Genomic DNA, 19,694 nt, shown 5'->3' with positions numbered 1-19,694 from the left:
TAAACATCGTTGCAAAATCGGCATTTCCATGGGAGAACCGTGCCCTAACAATTGTAGACAAAATCTACTGCCCAACGATTGGAGCCGGGAAATTCGACAATCCTGCATCGCAGGCGAAAAAATGACGGCCTTTGCGGAAGGACGAGTGGGAATTAACGTCGGAGCGTCCGCGTTTTTACAAGCACATCCTCTCGTTTTGGAAGAATTCATTTCCAAAGGAGACGTTTATTTCGAAGTTCTGAGATATTTTCTATCGATCCTAGAACCGAAAAAAATCAAGGAAATCATAGACACGTTCAGCAATAAGTTACTTTATAAAATCATAATTTACGAATACAATATATTTCAGCAAACCGAAGACGAGAGAAAACGTTTAAGAAAAACGGCTTCGTTTTTGGATTTAAAGTCCAACGCGTATTGGGCTTCTCTTTCGCCGAAAAGAATATGCAGTTTTATCGCTTATTGCCTTAAAGAAGCGAAAGATCCGGAGTTCGCTTCTCAATTTTTAATCATCCTTCCCCCCGATGCCGTTTCCGATTTAAAAAATCTCGCGGGTCTGAATGTGGAAGAGGAAAAAGAACTTTATCTTTCTCTCAAAGACGGAATTTACGAATTGCCGATTCAAAGTCCCGGAATCTATCGACATATTCTGAAATTGTTCGAAGACGATCCGGAAATCTTTTTAATCTTATCCACGATGGAAGAGTTGGTTTTGAGAAAAGAACAAATCATAGAATCCTCACACGTCATACTTGAAAAATACAAATCGGGAAAACTCAATCACCAATCTTTATTTGCGGATTTATCGGCTTTAGAACCGGAAATTACGATGGAAATCTTGGGAATATTCGAAGAGAAAGGAATGTTGGGAAGATCCGAAAAAAATCTCATTAAAGAACTTCTTTCCAAACATAAATAAGGGTTTCAAAAACGAAACGACTTAACGTGAGTTTCGGTATAAGAAAGTTTGGGCGAATCCGGCCTTGGCAGGCCGGACCTATCTCGCTTCAATCGCTTTCGCATTGGTTACGCCGAACTCACGTTGGTTATATAATTTTGCGGAACACAAAAACAAAAACGACCCAGGAAACTTAGTAAACGCCTTCCTGTAGATCGGCGTTCAGGAAGTCGTTATTAAACGACCCTTTCTTCCACTTGGTATTCTTTAAAAAGACTTTTTTGATTTCCCAACTCGCTCTGAAACTCCACCGGATATTGGGCCGTAAAACAAGCGTTGCAAAATCCTCCGCCCTTGTGATCCATCACGGCGCGGTTCATAGACTCGACCGAAAGATAGGCGATGCTGTCCACTCTCAGATATTTTCGAATTTCTTCGATTGTGTGGGTCGCGGCGATCAATTCGTTGTGAGTCGGAATATCGATTCCGTAATAACAAGGCGAGATCGTAGGTGGCGCGGAAACCCTGAGATGAATTTCCTTGGCGCCCGCGTTTCGGATCATTTTGATGATCTTTCGGCTTGTGGTTCCTCTCATGATGGAATCGTCGACTACGATGACTCTTTTTCCTTCGACTACGTTTCGAACCACGTTGTATTTGATCTTAGCGCCGAAGTCCCGGATCTTCTGATCGGGTTCGATAAAAGTCCTACCGATGTAATGAGAACGAATCAAACCGGACTGATAAGAAATTCCGGATTCTTCCGCATAACCCAAGGCCGCAATGTTCGCAGAATCCGGAACCGGAATGACAACGTCCGCTTCGACGGGCAATTCTCTGGCTAAGAATCTTCCTAAATTCTTCCGAACCTTATAAACGGATTCCCCGAAGATACTGGAGTCGGGTCTTGCAAAATATATATATTCGAAAATACAAAGACTGGGAGTCGCTTTCGGAAACGGATAGTAAGAATTGACTCCGTTCTTATCGACTACGACCATCTCTCCCGGCTCCACGTCTCTTTCATACTTCGTGTCCGTAATGTCGAAGGCGCAGGTTTCCGATGCGAACACGATCGATCCGTCTTCGCGACGACCCATCACCAAAGGACGGAACCCGTTCGGATCTCGAACCGCAATCAACTGAGATTTGTTCAGAATGACGAGGGAATACGCGCCTCTTACTTTTTTGAGAGCGGTGGAAAGCGCCGAAAGGAAATCGGTTTCTCCGGAACGAGCCATGAGGTGAACGATCACTTCCGAATCGATGGTCGTCTGAAAAATACTTCCTTCCTTTTCGAGTTGGCTTCTGAGTTCCCAAGAATTGACCAAATTTCCGTTATGAGCCAGAGAAACGGCCCCGAGATGAGATTCTACACGAAGCGGTTGGGCGTTTCTTAAAAAGCTCGCACCGGTCGTAGAATAACGATTGTGACCGATCGCGGAATGGCCCTGAAGCTCTTTGAGTTTGGTTTCGGTAAAGATATTGGCGACCAGACCCATCCCTGCGTATCGATAAAGATGCTCTCCGTCCGAGGATACGATCCCGCTCGATTCCTGCCCCCGATGTTGCATCGAGTAAAGACCTAAATATGTGAAATTAGAAGCTTCCGATGAATTAAATATACCGAAAATCGCACACTCATCTTTTGGTTTGTCATTCTGGGCTTGTCTTCTTACTCTGGATTTATCGGGAATTCGACTCATTCTCTGCCTTCTTAAGCTTAAAATCTCAGGTCGCGTATTTCATGCAAATAAATTCCGATTACATTGTCGTAGATACAATTCGAAGCCTACAACTCGTCCTCATCAATTTGAGTCAGGCCGATTCCATCTCCATCGATACGGAGTCCTCAGGTTATTATACGTATTTTTCCAAGGTCTGTCTGATCCAAATTTCGGCTAAGGGAAAAAATTACATCATCGATCCGTTGAAGTTACAAAACTTAGATGGACTCGGAAACTTATTTGAAGATAAAAAAATTCTAAAAATATTCCATTCCGCCATTGATGATATCAAAGCGCTCAAAAAAGATTTCGGTTTTAAATTTCAGAACATCGCGGACACCGGATTCAGTTCCCGTCTTTTAGATCACGATCAATATTCCTTAACTTATCTTGTGGATTATTACCATAAGATCAAACTTTCCAAGAAGGAACAGAAGTCTAACTGGGAAAAACGACCTCTCGAAAAAAGCCAACTTCAATACGCCGCTTTGGACACGGTTTATCTGGAAACGATTTGGGAAAGGATGAAGGAAGAACTTACCAAACGAAATCTCCACGAGGAAGCGCTTTCCGAGTTTGAAAAGATCGCATGCGAAGAACCGGGGGCCGAAGGAAATTCCATCTCCATGGATAAGTTCCCCGAGATTTTGGAATACAGCGCGGACGAAAGAAGATTTATCTATGACACTCTGGTTTTCAGAGACGATAAATCCAGAAAGTTGAATAAGGCTCCCTTTCGAGTATTCAATAACGAGAAAGTAGTTCTTCTCGTAAAATCCAGAAGAGACATGGCTAAGTTAACCGAAATCGTAGGCAAAAAAGACGCGGAAACTCTCTTTCGGATTTATGCGAATCCGAGCGGGCCTCCGATTCAAAAATCCGAACTTTTTAAAAAGCCGGGCGAGAATCTGACGAACGAAGAAGGCGAACGTTTTAAACGTTTGAGAATTTGGAGAGAAACGATCATGTCGATAAGAAGAATGAGCCATCAAATGATGCCTTCTAATAAAATGATCGCGGAGTTGGCGCAAAGAAATCCGAAAACTTTAGACGAGTTGAGAGAGATGAATCTTTTCTCGGAATGGAAAGTGATTCACTACGGACCTTCGATTTTGGCCGCATTGGAAAACGTACCTTACGAATCGAATATCAAAGGACTGATTCCGATTAATAAAAAATTCGAATAAGAATATTCAGTATTTTGAATGCAGTTAAAAAATGAGATTCGATTTTCAATCACTCAAAGAACAACTTATTGTCCCTCGGGAAAGTTTTACCGGAATTCCCGCGCCGCCGATGGGAGAAGAAAAATCAAGGGCCTCGTCCGTCATCCTTCCCATTTATGAAAAGCCGGACTTCACTCAAGGAATCATTTTACAAAAGAGGAATTCCAACCTTAAGGCACACCCCGGACAAATTTCGTTTCCCGGCGGAGCTTATTCCCCAAAGGATAAAAATCTTTTGGATACGGCGCTTAGGGAATGGGAAGAAGAAATGGGCGAATCCAGTTCCGTTCTGGATGTGTTGGGGGAATATCGAGGACTTTTTACTTTTACGGGATTTCATATTTCTCCGTTCATTGCGCGTTACAAAGGTCCGTTTCTGTTTAACACAAATCCGGACGAAGTGGAACGTTCGATTCTGTTGGATCTGAATCGTCTCGAAACTTCTCCGTTTTATTCGATTCGAATTCGAAGATCCGGCGCAAAAGAAATTGAAATTTATTATTTCGATCTTGAAGAAGGTTTACTCTGGGGAGCCACCGGAAGAATTATCGTAAACTTTTTAAGGGAATTCGCGGGCTTTGAAAGAGAAGCGACCCGAGTCGAACCGAATTTAGGCCATCCTCCTTTTTTTGATCCCATTCGAAAATTCTCTAAAAAAAATTAAAAAGACATTTTTTTCTTCAGCTAGTTTGCCCTTTGAGAATTGTGGATAAGTTCCTGTTTTATAGAACACGCAAAAACGCGAGTGGATAAGATCTAAACTTCAAAAACGGAAATAGGTCTTTAAAAAAGAATCGGGAAATTATGCGGCGAATCTTTTTAATCTGCCGATAATCTTAATAAGACATAAGAACCCGTCCGCTTAAGCCGCTTCGTTCTTTCCGAATCGCTCGGCAAGTTTGGGGAAACGACGTAGTTCAATTGCTTACGCGAAAAACCTAACACAATATCATTTGAATTTTAAAACGCACTGAATCATAAAAGGAGATAAAAACAATGAATACGATCAAAAACTTATTTCAAACGGAAATGCGTAATTCATACTTAAAAGAAAGTTTTCAAGAGGAAGAATGGTATCAATCTTTGATCAACCGACCCGGTATCGAGGAAAGAATTCCCTACTTCAAAACCAAAGCGGAAAATGAAAAAGCGGCAGCCGTTGTAAGATGAACCCGGAAGAAAAAGTAAAACTACTGGAAACGTTGGATTTGATTTTGAAACACCTTCAAAGTCAAAGCTCCAATTCCGGTTCCGACTACAAAGTGGTTCTTTATTTGGTTCCGATCTTCGGAATCGTATTCGGTTGTGCGTTGTTGTTTTTTGTTTTTTATTGGTGGTACAGACAACGGATCGAGATCATCAAAGCGGGGCTTTATAAAAAAGAAACCTTCGATCTGAGAACGTATTCTTTCTTTTTAGGATTGATTCTTACCTTTGTAGGAATTGCACTTTCCGTCGGATTCATTTCCGTTTTGGGACAATCGCTCGCAATGCTCGGCGGACTCGTTCCACTCGGCACCGGATTGGGGCTACTCTGCTATTATAAATTTTCCCAGTCCCGATGAGGGAACCCATTGTATGCAACCGGGATGACTGGGATTGCATTCAAAAAGTTTTACACGGCGATTTTAATTCTTTCGAACTGCTGATGAACCGGTATCAAGTGCTGGTTTATTCTCAGGCAATCAAAGCCTTTCGTAACGAAACGGAAGCCGAAGACTTCACTCAGGATATTTTCTTAAAAGCCTTCGAAAGTTTATCCACATTTCAAGGCAGATCCCAATTTTCCACTTGGTTGTTCGTAATCGCTCGCAACGAAATCATCCGAAGATATCGCAAAGAACACCCGGAAATCGCGGGACTGGACGCGCTCTTTCTTGCGGAAAACGAAAAAGAAAAAAAGATCGAATCCGAACAAGAAACAAAACTTTTAAAACAGGAAAGCTCCGAAAAAATCAGAACCCTCGTGGAAAGTTTACCGGAACTCTATCGAAAGCCGATCACGCTCCACTATTTTGAGAATATGTCCTACAAAGAAATTTCGAAAAAATTAAACTTGAAAATGAACACTTTAAAGAGTTATATTTTTAGGGGAAAGGAAATCATGAGAGAATGGTTAAACAATGAAAAACAAGAATGATTTTCATTCCACCGAGATCGATCCCGTTCCGGCGGAACTCGAAGAAAAACTGCATTTCTTCGAGGAAGGACCGCAGAATCCTGAGGAAAATACGCCCGTACCACCGGACTTAAAACGTAGAGTGATGTTACACATCGTTCCCGTACGTCACATTAAAATTATCTTATTCGGTTTGTTTTTTCTTGGGTTCTCTCCCTTATCCGTTTTGTTTTTTTTGGACCTGGGATTTTTGATCCAAACCGGTCTTCTTTCTTTCATTTTAATCACGAGTAGTATTCTCTTTTGTGTTTTCGCTATTTTAGCGGGAATCTATCTTGTCCACTATAGAAATCCATACACCAAAGAATGGAAAAACAAATTAGGCTTTTTTGAATGATTCACTCTACTTTTAGAACTTTGATCCTCGCCCTGTTGATTACTTTCGTTTTAACTTCGACTAACAACCTGTTGGCGGATAAAAATTCTCCCGGAAACGAAGGAAGCGTAAAACGGGTTATGAGCGCCAAAGAATATCTCGATTCCGATCTGGATCAAATTTTCCCGATCGTTCAAAAGATGAAAAAAGAAGAAGCGGCGATCTTAATCACTCAGATTCGGGAAACATCCAAAAAAGAGTGGCCCGACGCGGATAAATTCTACTTTTTAATTTCTCACTTGGAAAGTATCAAAGCGATCGAAGAAGAACACGAACGATTGAAAAGTTTGAACGAAGTCTATTTAATCGGAGCCTTGTTACTGAGCGGATTTCTGGTTTTTTCAATTTTCCGTCAACGTTCCCTCATTCGAAAGATCAATGCTCAGTTGGATGATAAGGAGTAATTGGGAACGCGCGCGGCGGAATAGTTAGGTTTTAGCCCGACTTTACGCTTCGCCTTGCGGATAACGAGACGGTTTTGAAGAGGAAGATCGAATTTCTGTAGTTTGTAATTTTTTCGTATTCCAATTGTAACGAATTTCTGGAATATTAAGAGATTATAAACTCTGCCAAGCCGGTTAGAAGGATCTCTCGATTTTCTAAAACGGTAAATCGGTTTCTAAAAAACAGCGATCGGCAAAAGAATAGAACTCATGAAAAACCAAGCAGGGAACCCAGGGCAAAAAGTCCTCGTCGTCGACGACGAGGAAGATATCGCCGAACTGATCCGATTTCACCTCGAAGAAAACGGTTACCAAGTCGACACTTGTCAAAACGGTTTGGAAGTACTTCCAAAACTTGAAAAGAACACTCCCGATCTCGTTATTTTAGATCTTATGCTTCCCGGAATCGGCGGAATGGATCTTTGTAAAAAAATCAAAGAAAAATACTCAATGCCCATCATTATGGTCACCGCCAAATCCGGAGAAACCGAAGCCGTTCTCGGACTCGAACTCGGCGCGGACGATTACGTTCGTAAACCGTTCAGCACGAGAGAACTGATCGCAAGAGTACGTTCCGTTTTAAGAAGAACAAAAGACGGAGAGGAAGAAGAACAATTCGAAGGAAACGTCACCATCGGAAATATCTTTCTCAATCTGAAAGCGCATAAGGCTTTTATAAACAACTCCGAAGTCGATTTAACCCTGATCGAATATAAAATTCTGAATCTTTTTATGACCAATCCCGGCGTCGCCTTTACCAGGGATAGATTATTGGATCGGGTTTGGGGAAAAGATATTTACGTTACGGACAGAGCCGTCGACGTAAATATTAAGAGATTGCGCGATAAACTCGGAGACGAAAAGGAAAGACTCGAGACGATACGCGGAATCGGCTATAGATTCAATGAGGCGTAGCTTATTTTCAAAACTTCTTCTTAGCAACTGGTTGCTTTTGCTTGTACTGATCGTTACCGCGGGCGCGGTTCTTTTTACGGAGAAGTTTGTTCATCCCGATTTTAGATTTCTCCTGTTTTCGTTTTACGTTCTGTTTGCTATGTTCGGAACCTTTTACGTGTCCTACTCGATCGCAAAAAGCGTTTCGGAACCTTTGGACAGAATCGAAAAAAAAACCGGTGAAATCAACGCGGGAGATTTCGGGTCCGAATTACCGCTTTCGGACATACGAGAACTGGCGAACCTCGCGTCTTCCATCAACTTAATGTCCACAAGACTTAAGAATCAATTCGTGGATCTCACGATCGAAAAAGAAAAATTCGATTCCGTTTTGCAGAACTTAAAGGAAGGTGTTTTTGCGATCGATCCGAAAAACGCCTCCATCCTTTTCCAAAACAAAAGTATTCCCGGTTCTCTCATCGAACCGAATTCAAGATCCAGAAAAGTCGCAGACGCGATTCGGAACCCGAAACTTTTGGAATTCGTATCGAGTCATCTCCAAGGAGCCGGCGATTCCAAAATGGAACTGGATCTCGGTCAAAATTTTTACACGATCAAAATGTATCCGTTGAAAACGAACGGTAAAACTCTGATGTATATCGGCGTTATCCGAAACATCACCGAAGAAAAACAATCTCATATCATCCGAGAACAATTCGTTCAAAACGCTTCTCACGAACTCAAAACCCCGATCACATCCATTAAGGGATACACGGAAACGTTACTCGATCGTCTTCGTCTTTCTCCCGAAAGTCACGAGAAAAGATTTTTGGACGCGATTTCAAGAAACACGGATCGTATGGTTCGGATCGTGGAAGACATGCTTACGATCACTCGAATTGAAAACCAAACGAAAATTTCCGGAAACGAAGAATTCTCCTTAAAATCTCTCGTGGACAACTTAAGTTATACGGTCGAAGGAGTCGTATCTTCCAAGAGTCAGAAGTTCGTCGTAGAGATGCCCGAGCCCTTAATGATTTCGGCGGATTGGATTCTTTTGGAACACATGCTTCTCAACTTAATCTCAAATGCGTCTTCTTATTCTCCCGAAGGAAAAACGATCGCTCTCAAAATTCTCACAGTAAAATCCGATCAGGTTCAGTTTCAAGTGATCGATCAAGGAATCGGAATTCAAGACGAGGACAAAAGCAGAATTTTTGAAAGATTTTTCCGAGTTGATAAGAACCGTTCCCGAAAAGAAGGAGGAACCGGCTTGGGTCTTTCCATCGTAAAACATATCGTTCGTCTTCATCACGGCTCCGTGAAAGTTTTTGACAATCCGGAAGGTGGAACCGTTTTCTCAGTTACGATTCCAATACGTTACCGACCCGAAACGTTCTGAATTTTTCTTTTCGACAGAGATAATTTTCCAAAGATAGATCCAATCGACACGTTGAGGGATCTTATCCATGACCATGCCTAAAGGTTTTTTATCTTTTGGAATTAATATCGGTATCAAAGACGACACAAAAGACTTCGGCGTTATTTATTCCGAAGCGCCTTGTAAAGCGGCAGCCGTGTTCACCAAAAACAATTATCCCGGCGCTCCGGTAATCGTCGGAAAGGAACACGTTCAATCGGGTGTCCTTCAAGCCATAGTCATCAACTCAAAAAATTCAAACGTTGCAACGGGTGAAAAAGGAATTCAAAATTCGAGAGACATCTGTAAAACAATCGGAGAATCTCTCGGCATCGACGAAACGTTAGTCCTTCCTTCCTCCACAGGCGTGATCGGAGTTCCCCTCAAAATGGAAATCATTCTGCCCGCTTGCAAAAAAGCGAAATCACTTTTAAAACCGGGAAACTTGGAAGAAGTCGCGGAAGCGATGATGACGACGGACACAAAAAAAAAGATTTCTTTTAGAAAAATTAAAACGAAATCGGGAGAAGGTACGATTTACGGAATCGCAAAAGGCGCCGGAATGATCGAACCGAATATGGCGACGATGCTCTGCTACATTCTTTCCGACGTTTCTCTTCCGGAAGGAAACAACCTCTACGACGTTTTAAAATCTTCGGTGGATCGGAGTTTCAATTGTTTAACGATCGATTCCGACACTTCCACCTCCGACACGGTCGCGTTACTTTGCAACGGTTTATCCGGTGAAAGTTCGCTCGAAGATTTTTCAAAGGCTCTTTCGGAAATCTGTATCGATCTTACGAAACTCATCGCGATCGACGGAGAAGGCGCCACTAAACTGATCGAACTTACGATTACGGGAGCGAAAAACGAAACTCAAGCGAGAAAAATCGGCAAGTCCATTTTAAATTCTCCCTTGGTAAAAACCGCAATCTACGGCGGAGATCCGAACTGGGGAAGATTGATAATGGCAGTGGGTAAGGTCTTTGACGAACCGATTCCGTTTGAAGGTCTTGAAATCCATTTTGGAACCCTTCCGGTCAAGGAAGCAAACCCGGAAACTTTAAAAAAGCTTTCCGAATATCTAAAAAATAATACTGAAATTTCCTTAAATGTAGTATTGAATGTTGGAGCGGTTTCCATGAAATTTTGGGGCTGCGATTTTACGGAAAAATACATAGAAGAGAATGCCTACTACACTACCTGAAAGTAAAGATACTCGGCGGGGATTTAAGGAAACATTTCGTTCTCTTGTAACGGATTATTATCTCATTTCCGGAATCATCAATCTATTCGCAAAAGGAACCTCGGTTCTCGTCGCGTCGGGATTCTATTTTTTTATTCTCTCCGTGTTCCCGACGGCGATCGAATACTACATGGAAGTAAGTTTACTTTCCACTTTGATATTTGCGGTTTTTATCATATTCCCTCTTCAAGAAAAACTCAGCGGTAAACTTAAGTCCATTCTGATTTCCGAATATTTAAGCGACGATCCCCGCTCATCCCGATTGGCTTATCGTAAATTCGATCACGAAGGTCTGATTAAAAACGTTTTTCCCGATCTCGTTCGATTGTCCGAAAGTAATTACGGAAAACTCGCCTTACTCAACAACGATTTGAGAACGTTCGAACTCTATACGTACGCAAAAAAGAAACAAAGAAAAGTAATCACACACGACGGGATCAACCCCAAGGCAAAACTTTTGAAATACATTTTGAATAAGAAAAACGGCACGATCATCGGAGAACCGGATCAAAATCACGAGATCAACGAGGACTTTGTGAGTCTCAGGGCCAATTTCATATTACCTTTTGTTTATAGAGAAACTCTTTTCGGTTTTTTAGCGGTATCCAACATTCCCAAGGATTCGGTCAGACAGGATCTGAGTTTCCTTTCCGGAAAATGCGGGATCGCCGTTCACAATCATATCCTTTCCTCTCAGGTTGCGGAAAATAAAAAATACAGAAAGGAATTGGAAACCGCCGGAAAAATCCGAAAGTTCCTGGAAGCCGCAGAGCCGCCTATGATCGGAAACATTCGCATCGAACTTCTTTCCAGGGAGCCGGGAGAACTCGTGGAGTTCCTGAATTCGGACGGAGACGAAACTTACTTCGTCATTTTAAAACTGGGAGTCACGAATCAGGTTTCCGTATTAGTTCTTTGTTATATATTGGGAACATTATATTCGGCGAGAACTTCCAGATCCGTTCAAAGTTTGAGTTACATCAAGAGTCTCGTGGAATCCTACCTCAAAGAAATTTCCTGGAACGAAGAATACGATCTTCTCGTCGGAGTTATTAGAAGAAACGAGAATACGGTCTCCTTAAAAACGTCCGGAAAAAATTTCAAAGTTCATAGAAACTCCGATTTCGGTAAAAACCTTCTTTCGACCGGGTGGGAAGTGGAAGAAAACATCGAAAACGATCCTTTGGTCCTTACCTGGAAGAGTCGCACTATGATTTCGATTCACGATCTGAGGCTACCGTCGTGAGAAATATACTTTTACTGTTTATCTCCCTGATTTTGCTCAGCATCGCTTTGCTTATCGGAGTTTTACAAACTTCTTCCGAAACGTTAAAACCTCCGTTTTATTATTATCCGAACGGAACGATCATCCAAAGCAGCGAAGAGTTTCCGGGTATTCTCGGAAAAAAAGTCGATCTTTTGGAATTGGAAATCGCCGTAAAGATGGCCGAGTCCGGACAAACTTACGAAAACGGAATACACGTTTACGACAAGGGTGTAAGTGAAACGATCCCGGTGATTTTAGCGCCTAAATCGTATTACTCGGTCATCAAAGAATTTACGAGAGATATTCTGATCTCGCTCTTGTATCTTTCCGTGGCGATTTGGTTTTTCTTTTATACGAGAGACCTTTATATGCTTTTACTATTCGGGTCGTTATCGTGTTTGAGTTTATTTAATTTCTTTTTAGTGGGATTTCACGAATTTCACTTTTTATTTTTCTTTTTTCTATACTTTACAGCATTCGTAATTTTGAATATTTCCTTCAGACTCAGAGGAAAGGAACTCCCTACGCGTTGGTTCGCTCCGGAAATTATCTTTTCTTTGATCGCGGGTTTTGTAGGCAGATCGCAAAAAGCGGATCCTCATATTTTCGGAATACTCGCGACCAACGGAGTTTATTTTATCTTATTCTGTTCCGTGATCTGTATTTTTTTTCTCATTCTGGATTCGATACGAAATCTTTTTCCTCTTCAGAGTTTATTCAAAAAGTTGAGTTTGATCCTAGCGTTCAGCGCGATTTCCATTCTCCCTTTCGTTTCGGTCGAGTTTTCGGAACTGATCTCTCCCAATTTCTCCAAACTAATGATCTTATTCGCGTTTCTGATTTTTCCCGCTTTGATCATCTACGGAACCTTTATGTATTCGATCGTTCCGGTTCAAATCGCATTCAGTTCTTCCCTCACTTCGATTTATCTGATCCTCATCTTAGCCGGCGGTTATTTGTTTTTGCTCGGAGCGTTTTTCAAATTCGATCCGATCGCCGCGGATAAATATTTGGAAGAATTCAACATTCTCTTTCTTGGTTCGAGCGTTTATACTTTAAGTTCCATCAATAGACGTCTTTCCAATCTTGTAGACACGTGGAGTTTTAAACGGAACCAGAAATTACATTCCGCGATGGAAACGATTTCCGCGATGATCAGCGCTCCGATTTCGATGAGGGCGACCATCAACAGCCTTATGAAAAATGTTTCGGAAGCGCTGGACATCACCAAAATTCTCGTATTGATACCTGCGGATAAGTTCCCCAGAACCGATCTGAAAAACATCAACTTCATTCGGATTTCCTCCAATTCCGAAATATGGCGATATTTCGCGACCAATACGGAAGTTACGGTCACCACACATCTCGCGTACGGACTCGGGATCCGAGAATCGGTTTATAAATTTCTTCACAATTCGGGAGTACAACTTACATATCCTATCCTCAATTATTCCAAAGGAAAAGAGGTTTTGGCCGTGTTTCTAGTGGGTGAAAAAAGTAACAGAAAGAACTTCAACCTCGGAGAACTTCATTTTTTGAAGGAATGCACTCGAATGGCTTCCATGCTTCTACAGAATTACGCTTTATTGGCGGAAGAAGTGGAGAAAAAAAGAATCGTTCGCGATCTCAACATGGCTTCGATCATCGATAAAACTCTCCACGTAGCGGAAGGCGGACAGATCCAAGGAACTAGGGTCGGATTCTTTTCGATACCCGCCGTCGGAATCTCAGGCGACTACTTAGACATTCAAAAATTGAATTCAAACACGATGTTGTTGGCTTTAGGAGACGTTTCAGGTCACGGATTGGGAACTGGATACTTAGTCAGCGCCATCAGAGGTATCATACAAAATCAAATTCGAAAAAAATCGGACTTATCTACGATTTTCAAAGTGATCAACTCGTTTCTCATCGAACGATATAGAGGAAGCGAGTTCATGACTTTCATCTGCGGAGAATATAATTCCCATAAAGAAACGTTTCAATACATCAACGCAGGTCATTCTTTTCCGATTTGTATTCGAAAAGACGGAAAAGTTGAGTTAAGAACGGAAACCCAAAGAGTTTTAGGCGTCTTACCTACCGAATACAAACACTTAACGATTCCGATTCATCCGGGTGATAAATTAATCTTATTCACCGATGGAGTCACTGAAACGTTCAATGATAACGAAGAGATCTTCGGCGATGAGAATTTTTTAAATCTCTTAAAGAACAATCATCAATTGAATCCAAAAGATCTTACCGACCTTGTGCTAAAAACAATTCAAGACTTTAGAGGTAAGAAAGATCCTAGCGATGACATATCTTTTATCTGCATTGAAGTCGATGAAAAGACTCACGAATGAAAAAGAAATCGATGAGATAAATAAATTTTAAAAAAAATGTAAAAATTTATTAAAACACTTTACATTTTTATCTTGATCCATTAATTATGTCTCTAATCACGGCGTTAAGCTCTGAGTTCATTCAGAACTTAACGTTAGTAACACGGAGGAAGAGTCAATGGTTGCAAAAAAGAAAGCAGCAAAGAAGGCAGCTAAGAAAAAAGTTGCAAAGAAAAAAGCAGCTAAAAAGAAAGTTGCGAAGAAGAAATAAGTAAATCTAGCAACACATTTTCATTCTAAGAAGGGATGAAATTTTAAGACCCGCTTCTCGAAGCGGGTTTTTTCTTTTAAAGACACTCTTTCAAACGTTTTGGATCGTTCCATCAAACATCAATCGGCTTAAATACCTAAAAATTCCGCGAGAAAACTCATTTCATCCTTCATCTCGGGCAAAATATCTCCGTAACTCTTGATTTGTTTGGACTCTCCGTCCACATTGATCTCATAAAGACGATATTCTTGATTGGTTGCGGATGATTTTTCTAATTTGAAGAAGCGAGTAGGATTCTTTGAGAAACGATTGTATAAAGTAAACTTATGATAATAAAATCCTTCTTTGTTTGTATTGATCGGATAAGGCATAAAATATTCCGCACCGATGAACAATGAATCCCGTTTTACGATCACCATTCTCGTCCAAGTAGCAAGATTGATCGGATAATTTTCCTCTAAGAAAGACTTCTTATGTTTACTTTCCCATATCGATAGAATTTTTAAACGGACATCCTTCGCTTGTTTGTATCTCTGAAGTCCGTTCAAAGAAATTTCCAACAATGATAAAAGCGGAATCGTCTCATTTTTACCACTCTTAACGAGTTCAAGTTGAACCAACTTTTTGGAAGAATGAAAATCTTGATTATAAATTTCTTGCCAGATCCTTTCCTGCACCTGCGCGCTCTCCGTATTTTCCGATAAAAGAGAGGGAGGAAGTGTAATCCATACGGAAGCCGTACAAATCAAAACCGATAAAAACAGGAAGTGATCCCTACAACGTCTGATGGACTGAGTAATGTCTTCTAAAAGAGTCATTTTGTATGAAGTTTTATATGAGACTTTGTCTTTCCGCGTCGTGATACCAAGGAAATCCTTTTTCGTTCCACATCCGGTTGAAAAATTGAATTCCGTCTTTTTGCGCGTATTCTTTTTCTTCTTCCGATACCGGTAATAAGGTTAAAAATCGAACCTTCTTTCCGTTTTCGGAAACGAGTTCCGAAAGATCCGGCACATTCGGTAAAGAAGTAAAACTTTCGAGATCCCGAAAGAGAATGGAAGTAAAATTCAAATAAAGAGCTTCCGGATCCCTTCTTGTCATGGTGATCGTATGTCCGTCGCCGAACCACTTCGCCATATTCCAAGGAAAACGAATCAATTCTCCGATTAAATGCGGAACCCAGGATTCCGATCTTTCCAATCCTTCGGATCCGATTTTAACGGCAAGAATCAATTCGATTCTTGCGTAGTTCTCGTAATCTTTATGAAAGAGTTCCACCGTAGGCATGTTTTGCGCGCTCATTCCGATCGTAGAATAGATCAGAATTTCGGGAAACTTCTTCGATCTAAATCGTGCGATTCCTAGTTGTGGATACTTTCCTCCGTCTGCGGACCAATATTTATCATGTTTTCCGAATATAGATTCCAAAAAGAGAAGTCGTTTTTCCTGAATTTCTTTCCATCCTCCCGTTTTAGAACGCGCCTCCCAAAAATCTCGAGACGTACGCACACGATCCGGAATGATCCCGAACTCCGAATTGCCCAGAGGATATGCGGTAATGGCTTCTATTTTTGTATGAAACGAATATCCGTGAAATCCTTTGACACCCGACCAAGGAGGAAGAAACGCAATCAAAGTTTCTTTGTAAAAAAGAGCGACTCCGTCCCCTTCTTCCGTCCAGATAAAATAAATTTCTTTTTCTTCCAAAGCGGGATGCGGTTTCGATTCGTTGACTTCGGAACGAAGAAGAATCGGCGCGAGTCCGTTGGAAAGATCCTCCTCGCTTCTTTTTTCGGGAGCTTCCACACGATTACAAACCCACACGGACTTGATTCCGAATTCCGGATTTTGTTCTGCTTGAAGATAAAGATAAACGGTTCTTCCGTCGTCCTCTAAATACGCGGTAAAGGTTCCGTACGGATTTGCTTCCTGATAAATTACTTTAGGTTCGGCAAAAGGAGTCATTGAATGGGAATATCTACGATTCTTTGGTTGAATTTTTCAAGAAGCGGTCGAATCGATCGTTCGGATCTAGTTTCGTTTAAAATATCCGGGAAATAAAAAGAAGCGTTTAGAAGACCGGTAAGTTCGATCTCATTCCAAGATTGAAAAGAATCTAAAACTAAAATCACTTCTTCCGAAACGGGTTCTTGTTTTTTTTGGCTCAGAATGAAAGTCTCGACGGCTCGAGTAGGTGTCATCGGTTTTTTGTACATAGGTCTTTAGACAAGGTTCCAACGGAATGAGAATGTTTCAACTCTCTAAAGAATGGAATGAACGTAAGGATTCTAAAAAAGGCGAAGGTGAAAAAAGTAAGAAACCGGGAACGCTGAGAACCTTAACGTCTTTCCCGGCTTCCAAAGGACTCGAGAACTATCGATGAACGTACTGTTTCAAAGCGCGAATCGGAATTCTTTCCCGGGAAACCCTGGTTTTATACTGCTCAAATAGAATTAAGAATAAGAGTGTGATCAGAAATAAGTTTTCCATATCTATAATGGACTACAATTCTCATAAAAAATCGAATCGTTTTGGAAATTTTTTTCCAAAGTTTCCGGAAAACAATTCCGGCCTTTTGGAAAAAAATTGACTGAATTAAAAAACGAACCGTTGAAAAGAAAATCGTTCTTATCAATCTTCCAAAATATTCTTAACCGCCGCCTTGATAGAATTTTTGAGTTTGATCCTGTTTCCGGAGGTCAACTTAGACATAATTTCGATCGTTTTCACAAATTCTTCCGCCGCAAGATCCAACATATCCGAAAGCCGAATGTCGTTTTTTTTAACCGAAGAATTTACGGAGCTTTTGTTTTTTTTAGGAGCCGTTTTCCGAGCTTTGGTCTTCTTCTTTTTTTGGACCATGATTGAATTCCCCTAGAAAAGAATGTCGCATTACGGATTCTATGATTGGTTGAGTTCGAATCCAGCAGAAAGTGATTCTTATTCTAAAAATATTCCCATCACTCGATAACAATCGATTTTACTTTCGGAGATTTCAAAAACGGATCCGTCCGGTCCGACTTCCTTCAATTTAATCGAATCGGGAAACCCGGTTTTAGAGACGGAATCGGAAACTACGAAAAAGGTGGAATACTTTCTAAGGTTGAGGCAGTTTTCCACCTTTCTTCCGTGAAGAAACATGGTTCCTTCTTTTTCATTCGAAGAGTCGGGAACCAAAATCAGATCGGAACCGCTAAAGGTTCGAACCTGACCCGTTTGAATATTCTCAGCCTTGATATGCATAAATCGACCCAATCCTGAATTTTACGGAACCTTGGAAAATGTCTGACTTATGATTTTGGAAATTTCTTTCAGCTTAGGATAAAATTCCTTTCAAAAAACCGTTTTCACTCGCAATTTTTAATTTCGAAGAATCGAGTTGAAGCGTCCCGTCCGTTTTTAATAGTTCTCCTTTGGAATTGTAAACGTTTACCATTACGTATCTTCCGGGTTTCATTTTTACAAGAGCTAAAGAATAAGGCGCTTTCGTAAAAGATCCGGGATTCATATTTACCGTTGTCGAAGAATAAAGGGTGCCGACTTCGTTGTTCTTGGCCCCGTTTTGATTTAAAAAAAGACGTCGGGCTTTGATTTTTTTCGGTTTTAGTTTGGAAGGTACGGATGAAAAAATCGCGACCGAGTTGATACTATCCACTCCCCCGTTTCCTCCCAACAAAGATTTTCCCGGACGAGTGATCGAAATGTTCGGCACCGATCGAGAATACAATCCATAGTGGGCGGCGACGTCGATCAATCCGGTGGCCGCCGAAACGGACATGGCCGCTTGGTAGTTCAAAATCCCCCCCATTTCGTTGACCCGAATCGTTTTACCATTTTTGAATATTATATTTCCGTTTTTTAAACTCTCCGCCGTTTCCTTTTTGGAAATTCCAAAGTATTCCGAAGATTGAAGAATCACCATTCCCGTAAAACAATCATAGATCCAAGCGTAATCGATATCTTCCCTTTCGATTCCTGCGGATGCGAAAGCGAGATCGCCCGCCCTTCCCGCAGGTGTGTCAAAGTCTCCCTTGAACATAAAATATTCCGCATGTGCCGCGTGACCGGCTCCGATCAGATACATGGGATCGATTTCTTTTTTGATCTTTCCCTGTGATTGAAGTTTTTTGGCTTTTTTTTCGGACATTAGAAGAGTTGCAAATCCATGATCGGTAACGATCGCAATCATCGGTGCGGAATAAGGATCGGCGATCGTTCTGGTAAGTTGTTTTTCGGTGATCTCTTGTCCGTAAACGTTGGCCCTCGGATTGGAGATCGCGTTGGCTCTGAATTTTTTCGTGATCGTTTCCAAATCTTTCCGAGTGATGTCGTTTTCAAACATCATTCTTTTCATCAGAAGTCCGTACATCGCGATCAAAGTCGCTCCGTATTTGAGTTCGTACGCGGGATGACAGACCGTTTCGTTCAGACGTTTCATATCGGAAACCTGTCTGAACGCGGATTTGGGAACATCCGCTGCGGCGATCAATACGACCGCTTCCGGATCGGACTGAAGTATCGTTCTCGCTTGCCCTAGCGCACCCGTAACGCTGGCTCCTCCCAAATCCACAAGATGAGAACGAAACCCTGCAAAGCCCAATTCATTTGCGATTTTTACGCTATGTCCGTAGCCGGTTTTTCCCAAAGACGCGGGTTCTATGCTCACAAAATCCGTAAGAAGTCCCCTGAGAGTTTCCGGTTTCATCTCTAAAAAACCGAGCAGATCAAATATTGATTTTTTATAATGTTCTAATACTTTTCTTTCTCCGGACCATTCTTTGTATTCTTCCGAAAAATCGGACGCGACGGAATCGCTTATTCCCAGCAAAACAGGATTCATGGATTTACCTTATGGATTTTATTTTTGTTCGTGAATGACGGATTCGGAATTCGAACCGGGCGGAAGAACCTTACATTCCCCTTTTCCGATCGTCTCCCCTTTTTGATTGGTCCAAAGAATTTTCATTTCGACCATTCTCATCCTTTCGACTTTGTTTTTGACTTCCACTGTACAAGTTACGGTGTCGCCCGGATAAACCGGTTTACGAAACTTAGTCACGGTTTCCAAAGCCACGGTTCCAAGTCCGGGCAGTTTCATTCCGAGAACGGGCGCCAGAAGAGAAGCCGCAAGTCCTCCGTGTGCGATTCTAGTTCCGAATATCGTGGTTTTTGCATATTCTTCGTCCACGTGGAGAGGATTGAAGTCCCCGCTGATCCCCGCAAAAAGATAGATATCCGTCTCCGTGATCGTCTTCGCAAAACTCGCCTTATCTCCGATTTCAATTTCTTCGTAAGTTTTCCCTCTTTGATACATTCTCGATTTCTCCGATCGTTTTATTCAGGGCCTGTCTCAAAATCCAAAAAGAAAAAACGTAGTAGTTCCCGCATTTTTAAGTCCTTAACACAAGCTCTTAACGAGC

Annotated in this window: 22 protein-coding genes; 14 read left to right on the top strand and 8 right to left on the bottom strand. The window is 41.5% G+C overall.

Annotation, left to right across the window (positions count from 1 at the left end; translation table 11 throughout):
* Positions 1–28: 28 nt before the first annotated feature.
* The gene (locus LEP1GSC060_RS13820; protein ID WP_003006370.1) at positions 29–919 is read left to right on the top strand and encodes a hypothetical protein; all 891 of its coding nucleotides are present in this window, start codon (positions 29–31) and stop codon (positions 917–919) included.
* Positions 920–1,134: 215 nt separating this feature from the next.
* Here LEP1GSC060_RS13820 and purF read toward each other — a convergent pair whose 3' ends face one another.
* On the bottom strand, positions 1,135–2,604 hold the full coding sequence (purF, locus tag LEP1GSC060_RS13815; protein ID WP_036096496.1) for an amidophosphoribosyltransferase: 1,470 nt from the start codon (positions 2,602–2,604) through the stop codon (positions 1,135–1,137).
* Positions 2,605–2,645: 41 nt separating this feature from the next.
* Here purF and LEP1GSC060_RS13810 point away from each other — a divergent pair, with 41 nt between their 5' ends.
* From LEP1GSC060_RS13810 to LEP1GSC060_RS13760, 12 genes are all read left to right on the top strand, one after another.
* A complete protein-coding gene (locus LEP1GSC060_RS13810; RefSeq protein WP_003005758.1) occupies positions 2,646–3,812 on the top strand; it encodes a ribonuclease D in 1,167 nt (388 codons plus the stop codon).
* Positions 3,813–3,843: 31 nt separating this feature from the next.
* Positions 3,844–4,515 (top strand): NUDIX hydrolase, encoded by a 672-nt coding sequence (locus LEP1GSC060_RS13805; RefSeq protein ID WP_003006726.1) that lies wholly within the window; start codon positions 3,844–3,846, stop codon positions 4,513–4,515.
* Between the two features lie 332 nt (positions 4,516–4,847).
* Complete coding sequence (locus tag LEP1GSC060_RS20065) at positions 4,848–5,021, top strand: LIMLP_16695 family PerRB-regulated protein (protein ID WP_003006380.1); 174 nt, start codon at positions 4,848–4,850, stop codon at positions 5,019–5,021.
* Positions 5,018–5,416 (top strand): hypothetical protein, encoded by a 399-nt coding sequence (locus LEP1GSC060_RS13800; protein WP_003006212.1) that lies wholly within the window; start codon positions 5,018–5,020, stop codon positions 5,414–5,416. Before LEP1GSC060_RS20065 ends, LEP1GSC060_RS13800 begins: the two co-directional genes overlap by 4 nt.
* Entirely contained in the window at positions 5,413–5,991 is a 579-nt protein-coding gene (locus LEP1GSC060_RS13795) for an RNA polymerase sigma factor (protein WP_036096494.1), read from the top strand. The genes LEP1GSC060_RS13800 and LEP1GSC060_RS13795 overlap by 4 nt, the downstream gene beginning before the upstream one ends.
* A complete protein-coding gene (locus tag LEP1GSC060_RS13790) occupies positions 5,975–6,367 on the top strand; it encodes a hypothetical protein (RefSeq protein WP_003005949.1) in 393 nt (130 codons plus the stop codon). Before LEP1GSC060_RS13795 ends, LEP1GSC060_RS13790 begins: the two co-directional genes overlap by 17 nt.
* Positions 6,364–6,810 (top strand): hypothetical protein, encoded by a 447-nt coding sequence (locus LEP1GSC060_RS13785; RefSeq protein ID WP_036096492.1) that lies wholly within the window; start codon positions 6,364–6,366, stop codon positions 6,808–6,810. The genes LEP1GSC060_RS13790 and LEP1GSC060_RS13785 overlap by 4 nt, the downstream gene beginning before the upstream one ends.
* A 249-nt stretch (positions 6,811–7,059) precedes the next feature.
* Positions 7,060–7,764, top strand: coding sequence for a response regulator (locus LEP1GSC060_RS13780; RefSeq protein ID WP_003006643.1), 705 nt, complete (start codon positions 7,060–7,062; stop codon positions 7,762–7,764).
* A complete protein-coding gene (locus tag LEP1GSC060_RS13775) occupies positions 7,754–9,145 on the top strand; it encodes a HAMP domain-containing sensor histidine kinase (protein ID WP_036096488.1) in 1,392 nt (463 codons plus the stop codon). The genes LEP1GSC060_RS13780 and LEP1GSC060_RS13775 overlap by 11 nt, the downstream gene beginning before the upstream one ends.
* 73 nt (positions 9,146–9,218) lie before the next feature.
* Positions 9,219–10,370, top strand: a complete 1,152-nt coding sequence (argJ, locus tag LEP1GSC060_RS13770) for a bifunctional glutamate N-acetyltransferase/amino-acid acetyltransferase ArgJ (RefSeq protein WP_036096486.1) — start codon at positions 9,219–9,221, stop codon at positions 10,368–10,370.
* A complete protein-coding gene (locus LEP1GSC060_RS13765) occupies positions 10,351–11,655 on the top strand; it encodes a hypothetical protein (protein ID WP_003006266.1) in 1,305 nt (434 codons plus the stop codon). Before argJ ends, LEP1GSC060_RS13765 begins: the two co-directional genes overlap by 20 nt.
* Positions 11,652–14,024, top strand: coding sequence for a PP2C family protein-serine/threonine phosphatase (locus tag LEP1GSC060_RS13760; RefSeq protein WP_003006412.1), 2,373 nt, complete (start codon positions 11,652–11,654; stop codon positions 14,022–14,024). The genes LEP1GSC060_RS13765 and LEP1GSC060_RS13760 overlap by 4 nt, the downstream gene beginning before the upstream one ends.
* A gap of 378 nt (positions 14,025–14,402) precedes the next feature.
* Here the strand turns inward: LEP1GSC060_RS13760 and LEP1GSC060_RS13750 are convergent, their stop codons facing one another.
* The 3 genes from LEP1GSC060_RS13750 to LEP1GSC060_RS13740 are packed head-to-tail and all read right to left on the bottom strand — an operon-like array spanning position 14,403 to position 16,490.
* On the bottom strand, positions 14,403–15,092 hold the full coding sequence (locus LEP1GSC060_RS13750; RefSeq protein WP_003006700.1) for a hypothetical protein: 690 nt from the start codon (positions 15,090–15,092) through the stop codon (positions 14,403–14,405).
* A gap of 13 nt (positions 15,093–15,105) precedes the next feature.
* The gene (locus LEP1GSC060_RS13745) at positions 15,106–16,239 is read right to left on the bottom strand and encodes a suppressor of fused domain protein (protein WP_003006793.1); all 1,134 of its coding nucleotides are present in this window, start codon (positions 16,237–16,239) and stop codon (positions 15,106–15,108) included.
* On the bottom strand, positions 16,236–16,490 hold the full coding sequence (locus LEP1GSC060_RS13740; protein WP_003005872.1) for a hypothetical protein: 255 nt from the start codon (positions 16,488–16,490) through the stop codon (positions 16,236–16,238). Before LEP1GSC060_RS13740 ends, LEP1GSC060_RS13745 begins: the two co-directional genes overlap by 4 nt.
* A gap of 32 nt (positions 16,491–16,522) precedes the next feature.
* Here LEP1GSC060_RS13740 and LEP1GSC060_RS20750 point away from each other — a divergent pair, with 32 nt between their 5' ends.
* On the top strand, positions 16,523–16,657 hold the full coding sequence (locus LEP1GSC060_RS20750; protein ID WP_003005769.1) for a hypothetical protein: 135 nt from the start codon (positions 16,523–16,525) through the stop codon (positions 16,655–16,657).
* Between the two features lie 248 nt (positions 16,658–16,905).
* On the opposite strand, the gene LEP1GSC060_RS13735 is transcribed toward LEP1GSC060_RS20750, so the two are convergent.
* From LEP1GSC060_RS13735 to LEP1GSC060_RS13720, 4 genes are all read right to left on the bottom strand, one after another.
* Positions 16,906–17,136, bottom strand: coding sequence for a hypothetical protein (locus LEP1GSC060_RS13735; RefSeq protein WP_003006377.1), 231 nt, complete (start codon positions 17,134–17,136; stop codon positions 16,906–16,908).
* A 78-nt stretch (positions 17,137–17,214) separates the two neighbouring features.
* Entirely contained in the window at positions 17,215–17,517 is a 303-nt protein-coding gene (locus LEP1GSC060_RS13730; protein ID WP_003006508.1) for a hypothetical protein, read from the bottom strand.
* Between the two features lie 73 nt (positions 17,518–17,590).
* Complete coding sequence (locus LEP1GSC060_RS13725; RefSeq protein ID WP_003006810.1) at positions 17,591–19,114, bottom strand: thiolase C-terminal domain-containing protein; 1,524 nt, start codon at positions 19,112–19,114, stop codon at positions 17,591–17,593.
* Positions 19,115–19,132: 18 nt separating this feature from the next.
* Positions 19,133–19,588 (bottom strand): MaoC family dehydratase, encoded by a 456-nt coding sequence (locus LEP1GSC060_RS13720; protein WP_003005930.1) that lies wholly within the window; start codon positions 19,586–19,588, stop codon positions 19,133–19,135.
* Between the last annotated feature and the right edge of the window lie 106 nt (positions 19,589–19,694).

Origin of the sequence: Leptospira weilii serovar Ranarum str. ICFT, from assembly GCF_000332415.1 — a bacterium.
Taxonomy (GTDB): Bacteria; Spirochaetota; Leptospiria; order Leptospirales; family Leptospiraceae; genus Leptospira; species Leptospira weilii_A.
This window is presented reverse-complemented; position numbering and strand designations above follow the sequence as displayed.

What these genes read in the sequence shown, in the direction of transcription:
- LEP1GSC060_RS13820 (WP_003006370.1), top strand. Translation starts at nt 29, where the DNA reads ATGGGAGAACCGTGCCCTAACAATTGTAGACAAAATCTACTGCCCAAC.
- purF (WP_036096496.1), bottom strand. Translation starts at nt 2,604, where the DNA reads ATGAGTCGAATTCCCGATAAATCCAGAGTAAGAAGACAAGCCCAGAAT.
- LEP1GSC060_RS13810 (WP_003005758.1), top strand. Translation starts at nt 2,646, where the DNA reads ATGCAAATAAATTCCGATTACATTGTCGTAGATACAATTCGAAGCCTA.
- LEP1GSC060_RS13805 (WP_003006726.1), top strand. Translation starts at nt 3,844, where the DNA reads ATGAGATTCGATTTTCAATCACTCAAAGAACAACTTATTGTCCCTCGG.
- LEP1GSC060_RS20065 (WP_003006380.1), top strand. Translation starts at nt 4,848, where the DNA reads ATGAATACGATCAAAAACTTATTTCAAACGGAAATGCGTAATTCATAC.
- LEP1GSC060_RS13800 (WP_003006212.1), top strand. Translation starts at nt 5,018, where the DNA reads ATGAACCCGGAAGAAAAAGTAAAACTACTGGAAACGTTGGATTTGATT.
- LEP1GSC060_RS13795 (WP_036096494.1), top strand. Translation starts at nt 5,413, where the DNA reads ATGAGGGAACCCATTGTATGCAACCGGGATGACTGGGATTGCATTCAA.
- LEP1GSC060_RS13790 (WP_003005949.1), top strand. Translation starts at nt 5,975, where the DNA reads ATGAAAAACAAGAATGATTTTCATTCCACCGAGATCGATCCCGTTCCG.
- LEP1GSC060_RS13785 (WP_036096492.1), top strand. Translation starts at nt 6,364, where the DNA reads ATGATTCACTCTACTTTTAGAACTTTGATCCTCGCCCTGTTGATTACT.
- LEP1GSC060_RS13780 (WP_003006643.1), top strand. Translation starts at nt 7,060, where the DNA reads ATGAAAAACCAAGCAGGGAACCCAGGGCAAAAAGTCCTCGTCGTCGAC.
- LEP1GSC060_RS13775 (WP_036096488.1), top strand. Translation starts at nt 7,754, where the DNA reads ATGAGGCGTAGCTTATTTTCAAAACTTCTTCTTAGCAACTGGTTGCTT.
- argJ (WP_036096486.1), top strand. Translation starts at nt 9,219, where the DNA reads ATGCCTAAAGGTTTTTTATCTTTTGGAATTAATATCGGTATCAAAGAC.
- LEP1GSC060_RS13765 (WP_003006266.1), top strand. Translation starts at nt 10,351, where the DNA reads ATGCCTACTACACTACCTGAAAGTAAAGATACTCGGCGGGGATTTAAG.
- LEP1GSC060_RS13750 (WP_003006700.1), bottom strand. Translation starts at nt 15,092, where the DNA reads ATGACTCTTTTAGAAGACATTACTCAGTCCATCAGACGTTGTAGGGAT.
- LEP1GSC060_RS13745 (WP_003006793.1), bottom strand. Translation starts at nt 16,239, where the DNA reads ATGACTCCTTTTGCCGAACCTAAAGTAATTTATCAGGAAGCAAATCCG.
- LEP1GSC060_RS13740 (WP_003005872.1), bottom strand. Translation starts at nt 16,490, where the DNA reads ATGTACAAAAAACCGATGACACCTACTCGAGCCGTCGAGACTTTCATT.
- LEP1GSC060_RS20750 (WP_003005769.1), top strand. Translation starts at nt 16,523, where the DNA reads ATGTTTCAACTCTCTAAAGAATGGAATGAACGTAAGGATTCTAAAAAA.
- LEP1GSC060_RS13735 (WP_003006377.1), bottom strand. Translation starts at nt 17,136, where the DNA reads ATGGTCCAAAAAAAGAAGAAGACCAAAGCTCGGAAAACGGCTCCTAAA.
- LEP1GSC060_RS13730 (WP_003006508.1), bottom strand. Translation starts at nt 17,517, where the DNA reads ATGCATATCAAGGCTGAGAATATTCAAACGGGTCAGGTTCGAACCTTT.
- LEP1GSC060_RS13725 (WP_003006810.1), bottom strand. Translation starts at nt 19,114, where the DNA reads ATGAATCCTGTTTTGCTGGGAATAAGCGATTCCGTCGCGTCCGATTTT.
- LEP1GSC060_RS13720 (WP_003005930.1), bottom strand. Translation starts at nt 19,588, where the DNA reads ATGTATCAAAGAGGGAAAACTTACGAAGAAATTGAAATCGGAGATAAG.